Annotated in this window: 13 protein-coding genes; 4 read left to right on the top strand and 9 right to left on the bottom strand. The window is 51.5% G+C overall.

Annotated features, from left to right (window positions below; all coding sequences use genetic code 11):
• Window positions 1-396: 396 nt before the first annotated feature.
• Window positions 397-861 (bottom strand): cupredoxin domain-containing protein, encoded by a 465-nt coding sequence (locus VGA14_RS06920; protein ID WP_331003025.1) that lies wholly within the window; start codon window positions 859-861, stop codon window positions 397-399.
• A 305-nt stretch (window positions 862-1,166) separates the two neighbouring features.
• Between VGA14_RS06920 and VGA14_RS06915 the strand changes: the two genes are divergently transcribed.
• A complete protein-coding gene (locus VGA14_RS06915) occupies window positions 1,167-1,589 on the top strand; it encodes a hypothetical protein (RefSeq protein ID WP_331003024.1) in 423 nt (140 codons plus the stop codon).
• 444 nt (window positions 1,590-2,033) lie between these two features.
• A complete protein-coding gene (locus VGA14_RS06910) occupies window positions 2,034-2,321 on the top strand; it encodes a 30S ribosomal protein S26e (RefSeq protein WP_331003023.1) in 288 nt (95 codons plus the stop codon).
• 12 nt (window positions 2,322-2,333) lie between these two features.
• Here VGA14_RS06910 and VGA14_RS06905 read toward each other — a convergent pair whose 3' ends face one another.
• The 3 genes from VGA14_RS06905 to VGA14_RS06895 form a co-directional block, all read right to left on the bottom strand.
• Complete coding sequence (locus tag VGA14_RS06905; RefSeq protein WP_331003022.1) at window positions 2,334-2,942, bottom strand: CDP-alcohol phosphatidyltransferase family protein; 609 nt, start codon at window positions 2,940-2,942, stop codon at window positions 2,334-2,336.
• A gap of 34 nt (window positions 2,943-2,976) precedes the next feature.
• Window positions 2,977-4,248 (bottom strand): PQQ-dependent sugar dehydrogenase, encoded by a 1,272-nt coding sequence (locus tag VGA14_RS06900; protein WP_331003021.1) that lies wholly within the window; start codon window positions 4,246-4,248, stop codon window positions 2,977-2,979.
• 92 nt (window positions 4,249-4,340) lie between these two features.
• A complete protein-coding gene (locus VGA14_RS06895) occupies window positions 4,341-4,637 on the bottom strand; it encodes a V-type ATP synthase subunit F (protein ID WP_331003020.1) in 297 nt (98 codons plus the stop codon).
• A gap of 318 nt (window positions 4,638-4,955) precedes the next feature.
• On the opposite strand from VGA14_RS06895, the gene VGA14_RS06890 reads away from it, so the two are divergent.
• Both VGA14_RS06890 and VGA14_RS06885 read left to right on the top strand, forming a co-directional pair.
• A complete protein-coding gene (locus VGA14_RS06890) occupies window positions 4,956-5,939 on the top strand; it encodes a double zinc ribbon domain-containing protein (protein ID WP_331003019.1) in 984 nt (327 codons plus the stop codon).
• A 530-nt stretch (window positions 5,940-6,469) separates the two neighbouring features.
• Window positions 6,470-6,688: a hypothetical protein gene (locus VGA14_RS06885; protein WP_331003018.1), complete on the top strand. Its 219-nt coding sequence runs from the start codon at window positions 6,470-6,472 to the stop codon at window positions 6,686-6,688.
• Here VGA14_RS06885 and VGA14_RS06880 read toward each other — a convergent pair.
• The 5 genes from VGA14_RS06880 to VGA14_RS06860 are packed head-to-tail and all read right to left on the bottom strand — an operon-like array spanning window position 6,685 to window position 8,895.
• On the bottom strand, window positions 6,685-7,095 hold the full coding sequence (locus VGA14_RS06880; RefSeq protein WP_331003017.1) for a J domain-containing protein: 411 nt from the start codon (window positions 7,093-7,095) through the stop codon (window positions 6,685-6,687). The genes VGA14_RS06885 and VGA14_RS06880 overlap by 4 nt on opposite strands.
• Before the next feature lie 41 nt (window positions 7,096-7,136).
• Window positions 7,137-7,562 carry an SRPBCC domain-containing protein gene (locus VGA14_RS06875; RefSeq protein ID WP_331003016.1) on the bottom strand — a complete coding sequence of 142 codons (426 nt, stop codon included), beginning with the start codon at window positions 7,560-7,562 and terminating at the stop codon, window positions 7,137-7,139.
• Between the two features lie 32 nt (window positions 7,563-7,594).
• Complete coding sequence (locus VGA14_RS06870; RefSeq protein ID WP_331003015.1) at window positions 7,595-8,071, bottom strand: hypothetical protein; 477 nt, start codon at window positions 8,069-8,071, stop codon at window positions 7,595-7,597.
• 37 nt (window positions 8,072-8,108) lie between these two features.
• Window positions 8,109-8,273, bottom strand: a complete 165-nt coding sequence (locus tag VGA14_RS06865) for a hypothetical protein (RefSeq protein ID WP_331003014.1) — start codon at window positions 8,271-8,273, stop codon at window positions 8,109-8,111.
• 46 nt (window positions 8,274-8,319) lie between these two features.
• The gene (locus VGA14_RS06860) at window positions 8,320-8,895 is read right to left on the bottom strand and encodes a hypothetical protein (protein ID WP_331003013.1); all 576 of its coding nucleotides are present in this window, start codon (window positions 8,893-8,895) and stop codon (window positions 8,320-8,322) included.
• Between the last annotated feature and the right edge of the window lie 33 nt (window positions 8,896-8,928).

Here is an 8,928-nt window from a genome sequence, read left to right as displayed (position 1 = left end):
CGCCAGAGCCAGTCCAAATTCTTGTACGAAGGATCCTACAGCTATCACTGCGGCCGTTGCGGTTATCAAGGTCCACGCGATCTGTCTTGCGCCGATCACGAAGTTATTCTGTCGGTTTTATTATTTATTGCCTGCTCAGCGCCAAATCAACATCAGTGAATACGTAGCACTGAATCACTACAGTAAGACATCCAGCTCTGAGACTTGTGAACGTTCAGTCTTTCTCAACATGATTAGCCATCTTGTGCCACGCGCTGCCCAAGGACAAATGCTGAAACGCGTGGTCATAGCAAGTGAAACAACGCGTATAATCCTCCAGCGGGCGCCGCAATAAAGGGAATTGCAAATCCTGACATGGCTGTAATTGGAGAAAAGAAGAGAGGGGAGGATTCGTTGCTATTCCCCTAGGACTACGAGCTGCCCCCTCATCGTTGGCGGGTGGAAGACGCATTGGTACTCGAAAATACCGCTCTCGCTTGCCACAAATTCGATGGTCTCATTTTCATTTGCATTCAAGTCGATATTCATCTGGTAGGGGTCACCTACAGTAAATGTGTGGTGCTCCTGGGTTTCCTCCGGCTCTAGGTTGTAGAAGTGGATGATCACCCTGTCTCCTTGGTGGACGGTTATCTCTTCAAGCGAGAACTTGTCTGGGGGAATCCCCAGCGCATCCTCTTCCACTTCTATATTTTCGTCCACCTCGGTGAAAAGATAGAACTCGCGCGTCTGTGGAACAGGAACTTCTTCTTGGTCGGCTCGCTGCTGAGGTAAGGATGCTACTGCCAAAGATATTGCAATTGCGGCGACTGCGATGCCTATTGATACATAGGCAAGGCCGTTCCTTGGTTTTGCCGATTCCATGATCTAGAAGAAGCTTCTATTCCTATATAAGGAAGATCAATGCGGTGCAATGTGATGCACCGAACGATACAAAAATAAAGTTTTGTTGCTTCAAGCTGCACCGATAACATAATCGCTTATTATGTTGGAAGAGGTTTGGTCCCTAGTGATAAGCAATCCCCCCCCTCATGTGAGGCGCATCACCGATGTTCTTTTCAAATAGACGCAAAAGGCAGAATCTAGTCGACCAGTTGATGATTAGGTTTACAGAACATCGGTAAAGGTAAGGCTTAATTGTAGACCTGCCGAAGTTGAGCCTGAGAGAAATGGTACACTACAAGAAGGACGAGATAGTGACATTCGATGCAACTAGTGAGAAAATCTTCAGGTACATGAGCGCAGGCAATCACCCGCACGCTGCATTCAAGAGCCATAAACTCGTGGGCGTATCTGGGAACGTGGTCACCATCGACGCCGAGATTTACAACCCGGATGGGACTACATTCAGTACGACCATCGTCCACAAACTGAATCAACCCGAAGGAGTCGAGACCACAATGAAGGGCGGGGCCTTTAACGGAGCCAGATTCATACACACATACACGCAGGTAGGCGACAAGACCAAAGTAGATCTGGAGGGGAACTTCCCGGCATTCCCAGGGATGAGCGAAGCTGATGAACTCAAAATGATCGACGGGTTTTTCATGACAGTTTTCGCCGAGGACAAAGTCACTCTTCAAAAGAGGTGATATAATAGAATCTACGCTTGTATTCCTTCGCGAATTCAATTTCTTCACTCCCGCTTTGAGGCTTCAGATTTTCACGAAAGGCATTACCAAAGGCAAGGGCGCGGATCCTGATGTTCTTCCTAAACCGGCGCAAAAGGCCAGTGTATGCCTACTCTGACAATTATGACGACGAAGAGGGCAGCGAGATATATCCGCCTCTGAAAAGAACGAGGCAAGAACAAAAGAATGTCAGATATTAGACACATCGTAGCCAAACTTGTACAATTTCACGTGAACATTATGTTCAAGCCACCACCGTACCCTAACGCGTCATGAAAAAGAATTTAGTGAACCAAGCCTACTAACAAACGCGGATTATCCGAAAATTCTTCTTAAGAGTGTGTAGTAATGCATTATGCTTGTTCAAACACAAGATTTAAAGTATGGCGCAGTCCAACGACCTGCATGCCAAAAAAGAGAGCGAGCAGAGGCCGTTCCAAGGGAGGCAAAGGCAGTTCAGGTACCGTCCATTGCAGCCAATGTGGCGCGCTCGTCCCACGCGACAAGGCCAAGAAGGTTACCGGAAGGATAACGCTTGTCGAGCCAACGCTTGCCAAAGAGCTCAAGGCCCAGGGTGCATACATACCGCTTTCGACCGACGTCAAGTTCTACTGCGTCTCGTGCGCCGTGCACCGCGGAATTGTCAAGGTCAGGTCGGAAGCAGAGCGCAGAACGGGCGGAAGGCTCTGGTAATCACAACCCTTTTTACAACTTGCTTGCAGTGACGACTATTCTCTGGATGAGGGTTATCCCTGCGACTAATGAAACGATGATAACGGCCCAGTTCATCTGGCCGCCAAACGATATTTCCGGCATGAAAGGTATCATCCCTATTATCGCCAAGATGAGCATCCGTTCTGCCCGCTCGCCCATGCCGATGCCTTTCAGCTCAACTCCAAGCGACTCTGCGCGGGCGCGCGTGTAGCTTACGAGAAGTGACAGTCCAAGCGCAACCATCACCAATACAGGGTTTGCAAGGCCGCCAACGGCGATCCCGGCAAATATCGCGACTTCGGCGATCTTGTCAAACGTCGAGTCCAAGAACGCGCCTTTTTTCGACGCCTGCTTTGTAACACGAGCAACAGCTCCGTCGACCACGTCGAAAAATCCCGATACAAGCAAGAGCAGGCCTCCGGCAATAGCCGCAATCCCGCCATGGACGCCAAAGATCGTGGACGCGTACACGCCGGCCGCCACAAACGCCAGTGCAAGGCCGACGGCGGTCCAAAAGTTGGCAGAAAGGCCGGTAGACGCAAATCCAGAGCCTAGCTTTTGCATCGTGGGCTGGAGCGAGTCCCGCAGCTTGTTCAGCAAGGCTGTCTGCTGTAGCCCCTGCCAGCATAATAGTTTACCGGGCAGGCATAATGCGGTAAATAGCTCCTCTGTATGAGAGAACGTACAGGTTGCCGTCGGGCCCCGTCTCGATATCGGTTATCCCTCCAAAGCCAGTGCCGAGCGTAATTGCTGACAGTTCGTTATCATTGTCGGCGACAAGGTCCGAGAGAGCACCTTCAAGCACCAAGCCGTCCCTTTCATCGTTTACCTCGAAATAGTACAGGCTGCCGTTGTTGAAGTCCCCCACAAACACGTTGTAGGAGTAGCCGCCAAGCGCGGTGGAGTTCAGAAACTCGATGTCAGTCACGGCCACCCGCTGGCGCCAGCTAAACGCGGGGTCGGCGTAATGGGCTCCGTCAAAAATCACGAGATCGCCTTCACTTGCAGAGGTCCTTGAAATCGGCCCCATGACGCGCTCCCACCCGCTGTTAAAGCCAGGCTCCACGACGTTTATCTCGTCGTACGCGTCTGGCCCGTTTTCGGTTGCCCACAGCATCCCAGTCTGCGGGTCAAAGTCCATCCCAAAGCTGTTGCGTATGCCGTAGGCGTAATAGCTTGCAAGCTTGTCATTCCCTGAAAGTGTGTTCGCGGCAGGCCCGCCTTCAAAGTCGACCTTTAATATGACAGAAGTGTCGTCTGGCGCGGGGCCGTTGGGGTAGTTCTGCAGCATGCCATCCCTGTTCAGGTCGCCGATGACCGCATACAGGTTGCCGTCCGGCCCAATCCCAATTTTGCCGCCGTGATGCATGGGCCCGGGCGTTCCCGGCAAGTCAAGGATCATCGCCTTGTTCAAAAGCTCGCCGTCCTGCAAGTCGTACCTATAGACGCGGTTGCGCGTGTCGAAGTTGCCTGATTCTGTCAGGAAAAAGAACACCTTGTCATCCGCGTATGCAACTCCGAGTAGGCCCCGCTCGCTCGCACTCTCGACATCAAATGTCAGAGAAGAATCCCTCTGCAGCGAGCCGTCAATTACAAGCCTGACGTTGCCGTCGTTCTTCTGTGTGATCATGATGTCGTTGCCAATAAAGACCATGCTCGTCGGCGCCGACAGGCCTTCTACCACCTTTTCGACCTTCAGTGAAGAATCGCGCAAGGCCGGCAGGTTTTGGTCAGGGATCGGCGTAAACGGATCGGTCGAGTTCCCGTTCGTAGAAATGTTGTCCGTCATGCCGATTCCGTCGCCGACTCTGGCCGGCCCGCCGGGTGTCTGCCATGCCACAAACCCAGCCGCGACGGCCGCTGCGACTGCGATGGCACCTGCTGCGGCAACGAGGCCCCTCTTCACTGACAAGAATAGGCAATTCTCGCTATTATGCCTTGAAGAGGGAGTTAGGTGCTGACGGTTGCAAAATCGTTCGGCGGGCTCCGCGACTCGCTCTACATACCAAGGATCTGCTTGAGGAGCGCGCGATAATCGACCTTTTCCTTTTTACTCCCCGGCGACGGCAGCTCGAATATCAATGGTATCGGCCTTTTTGTGCGCAGATTCGTGAGCGGGATGCGGATTTCCTTGCCAATGTCGTCGCTCAAGAGCACAAGGCCGACGCCGCTCGCATCGCCCATCCTGTTTATCTCGGCAAGCGCTTCTGCCGGCGATTCCACCTTGACGCCCTTGACTCCGGCGAGCTGGAAGCTGGTCACAAACACGCGGCTTCCGATGGCAACTATTCGCATCTTGCTCGCGCTTGCTATGCATCCCTTTTTATTCTTTTTGAGATTGGGCGTCTAAGAAGACTCTATGTCCGGACTGCAACTTTGTAAGATGTACAAGTTGAAGCAGCACGGTTGGACTCGGAAAGGGATGCGGCTGGCGGAAAATGCTACTGATGCTGGTAGGCGCTGGCACATATAATAATCGATCAACTAGGCTGTTGGCTGTTGGTCTGCTACAGACGTAGCTCAGACAAGAAACATACTCTATTTCAATAGGTATTTCAGTAACCGGCGATACCGATAGTCGAGCATTTCGTGACTAGCAAGGTCGACCATGTCTTGCTAAAAGTACTAGATGCCGAAAAAGAGGATGAACTAAAGGCAATAGCCCGAGTCAGCCCCTCTATAATGGAGAGACTCTCTCTCAAAGATGGTGATGTTATCGAGATCAAAGGCGAAGTAGCGGCTGCGGCCAGGGCATTTCAATCAAACGACAATACCGAGACGATAAAGCTGGACAAGACAACTCAAAAAAACGCTAGGGCACCAAAAGGAAAACAAGTAACCGTAAAAAAGATTCAGCCTGGTGACGCAGAAGAGATAACTGCAGTGGTTATTGAAAACAAATCAAACGTCGAACTTGATGCAGAATCTGTGGTTAACACGCTTGTGACCTATCCTGTAACAGTCGACGACGAAATCCCTCTACCTTTCAAGATCACAATAAAGGTCCTTGCCCACAAACCCGAAACCTCGTGTGTCGTAATCACCAAACACACACGCGTCCTTCTAAGCGACCTCTTGCCTCAAAAGCCTGCCGGCCAAAAGAAAGGGCATAATCTTCTCAACCTACTTCGAAGACCAGAGACTAGCAATATTTTGAACAGTTTTTTATCAAGTACGGTGGGCATGGACCCCTTATTGCGCAGCATCATTCAGTCAGTGGTGTCTGTTTCAACAAGAATCACTTCGCAGCCTGCAACGACGCGGTCGACTGGTACAGTACAACCGTTTGGAAGATATGGCAAATCGGTGAACTGCCCCGGCTGCGGTGCAACTTTGCAGATACTTGACCCAAAAGAACAATCAGTTACATGCGCATTTTGCGGCGCCAAGCTGGCCGGTTCATCAGCCATGACAAGTCCTGCAGTTCAATCTGCAGATGCATCAAAGACCAAGTGTCCTGCCTGCGCAACCAAGAATCCGCAAGATTCAGCATTTTGTAACCAGTGTGGCTCAAGGCTTCGAAATATCTGCAAGAAATGTAACCATCAAAACACGCCCAGCTCAAAGTTTTGCAACAGCTGTGGCTGTGCACTTTAACTTGTAATTGAACCGCATCGAATTCAAACCGGAAAAAATAAGGCACGCACGCAGAGGAATCCTTGTCGACTTGCATTTATTGGGGCTTTACTAATAGCTGGCTGTATCTTTCGATCAACTTCAGATATCCATCCATCACATCATGGCAGTCCCTGCAAATCATAACCTTCTCCTTGAGCTCCTTAACATAATGCTCAGTAAGCAGTTGGTCTGACCTGCAACAAGAGCATAATCCAAGTCCACCCATGTACATTAGGATAGGACAGATAGGTATAAAACAAGAGGTAAGTGTAGGGTTCTGACATCTCGTTTGTTTATATAGAAAGATTGATGCTGTCGGTGTATCGTTGAGCGCTCTCCAGGTGTGCTTGTCCCACCATGAATCATGGTCGCGACTTGACTGACTGACTGAATAAACAGGCTCAGAGCAGGCATCTGCTGCACATGCTACTATAGACGACCTAATTGTTTATACCGCGCTTTTCGACTATAGAAAACGACTTATACCGTCCTTTGCAAAGGTAGCTGATTTGGCTGTAGGAAAACAGGTTATATTGATGTTCATGATAGCCTCCTTTGCATCAGGCGGCCTTGCCTTCTTGCTCGCCGCCGCTGCAGGCTCGTCGTCTTTTCTGACGTTCTCCCTGCCCGGCTTTATCATAGGGGCTTTCTTTACCTACAAGTATGCAGTCTTTGACAAAAAGAAGACGCAAGAAGAGGAGCACAGGCGCAAGCGGAACAGGCATTAGTTCACAAGAAGAATAAACACCACAATCGCGGCCAGCCCGCAGAACAGCGCAACTGTCGCCTTCCACATGCCCCTGCTGGCAGCGTCGCTTATGTCCCACATACCGCCTTGGACCGTCTGTCTATACTGTCGCTTGATCTCATCGTAGCTGTATACGGTGCCAAAGTCTGCCGGCGGAGTCCACTTTTGGCCCGACGCAGAGAACGGGTTTTCTTCGTATTTCCTGCGCGCCTGCTCGTTTGACAGCACTTCATATGCCTCGACAACTTTCATGAACTTTTGCTTAGACTCCTCCGAGTTCTTGTTCTTGTCAGGGTGGTATTTCAGCGCAAGCGCGCGGAACGACTTTTTTATCTCCTCCTGCGATGCCCCTGGTCCCAGTCCAAGGACCTGGTAGTAGTCTGGCACAATAATATGCGCGCCAAAGTCGTAAATAAACTGTTGCTGCGCTACCCTTCGGCCCTCTTCTTGAGAGCCTTGTTCATCTCCTCAAATCCATTCTTGATGTCGTTGTCGAGGCTAGAGCCAAAAAACGACGTGAGCAGGCCACCAAACATCTCCCGGTGCACTAGGTGCGCGCGTTGGTCGCCCGCCGGCTCTATCGCAAAGATGTGCTCGCCGGAAAGAAGCCCGGGCATCTTGCCAAGCCAGCGCAGCTCGCGTTCAGCCACAACCTTTGTCACCTTCGGCGAATACTCGCGGTTAACGCCCGCCGGTGTGGTTATGTGTATGCGGAGCTTGGTCCCTTCCACGGGCTCGCCTTCCACCTTGCGTATGAACGTGTTCCAATCGGGATAGCTTGCAAAGTCGGTCAGCACCTGCCAGACGCGCAGCGGGCTTGCACCAATGTCTATTTCGGTCCGGATCTCTTTCAAGGGATCCTCTGGCTTTATGCGGACATGTTATTTTACCTTCTGCTCACGAATTCGACCCTTATTTCGTCACCGTCACGGAGCACGATGTCCAGGAAGTGGCCGTCGGTGTGCTGCTGTCCATTGACGTAGACCGTTGTGTCATACCTTGTAAGGTCTATCTTCCAGTTGAACAGGAAATGCCCCAGCGTGAATGGATATGACCTCGGATAGGCCACGTGTATGACGCCTTCTTCAAGCGTGTGCACCGGGAACGTGCAATCCTGTGCTATGCCGATGCCGCTTGACACTCGTACGGGCACGCCGTCTTCGGTCACAGTCACCGGCACTGACACTTGGAAAGGCTGCGAGCGGGGGTCGCCTATGCACTGGTAAATCGGGTCGCTTTCCCTGAAATAGCCTGTAATTGCCATCGTCGCTACTCCTGCGGCGACTACAACGACTACAAGGATGATCATTGACCATACGACGCGCTTCTTTTTTTCTGCGCCATCCGACCCGCCAAAACCCATAAAATCTCTATTCCTGAAAAGTTAAAAAGACTCTGAATTACTGTTGGAGCGCAATCACGTGGGCGACCGCGTTGGCCATCTGGAACCCCGAGAGCATTTTTGCCGCAGGGATTGTGGTGACGTAAATTAGGATGCCCGGAACGGCTGCGCAGACAATTAAAGTCAATATGATCAGCCACACGGCCGTCGTCTTTTCAACCATCGTTGGGATTTCCGCAATCTTGGTTATATAAGTCTTAAAAATGAAATCAGCCGGCTTTTGGCGCTGGCGCGGTCTTTGCCTGTCCCTTGAGCGCGTCCAGCTCTTCTCGGAGCTCCTCATTCTCGTCTTCGAGTACCTTCAATGAGGTTATCGCCTCGGCGCTCTGCGCCTTTAGTTGCTGGAACTCGCGGATGATCCTGTCGTACTGCGCCCTGTCAAACGCCGGCTGCGTGGTGCTTTTTTGAGCCACCTGCAGCTGCGTGCTTTCTGCCTTCAGCGATTCAATACTCTTGTTGGCGCTGGACAGCTTCTCTTTCAGAGAAGCAGTTTCTGCACTTGCGGATTTCAGCTGCTGGGTAAGCCTGACGCCGTCCTCTGCCATCTTTTGGCACTGCGCCTCAACACACACGATCTCGGCCTTTAGCTGCGCAACCAAGGCCTCGCTTGCGTTAGGCGACGACTTTTCAACCAGTTCTGTCAGGATAAGGGGCATCAGGTCGGAATTGATGTAGGCCGACGAGCCAAAGTCCAGGGTTATCGCGCCCCTCGACCTCAGGAGGCTCTCGACGTTGACGTCAAGTGCAAACGAGCTAGCGTTGAACGTGAACAGTTTTCCAGACAATCCAATGCTTGTTGACAGACATGGCTAAAAAGA

Source organism: Nitrososphaera sp. (genome assembly GCF_036397675.1).
In the GTDB taxonomy this organism is placed as follows: Archaea; Thermoproteota; Nitrososphaeria; order Nitrososphaerales; family Nitrososphaeraceae; genus Nitrososphaera.
This window is presented reverse-complemented; position numbering and strand designations above follow the sequence as displayed.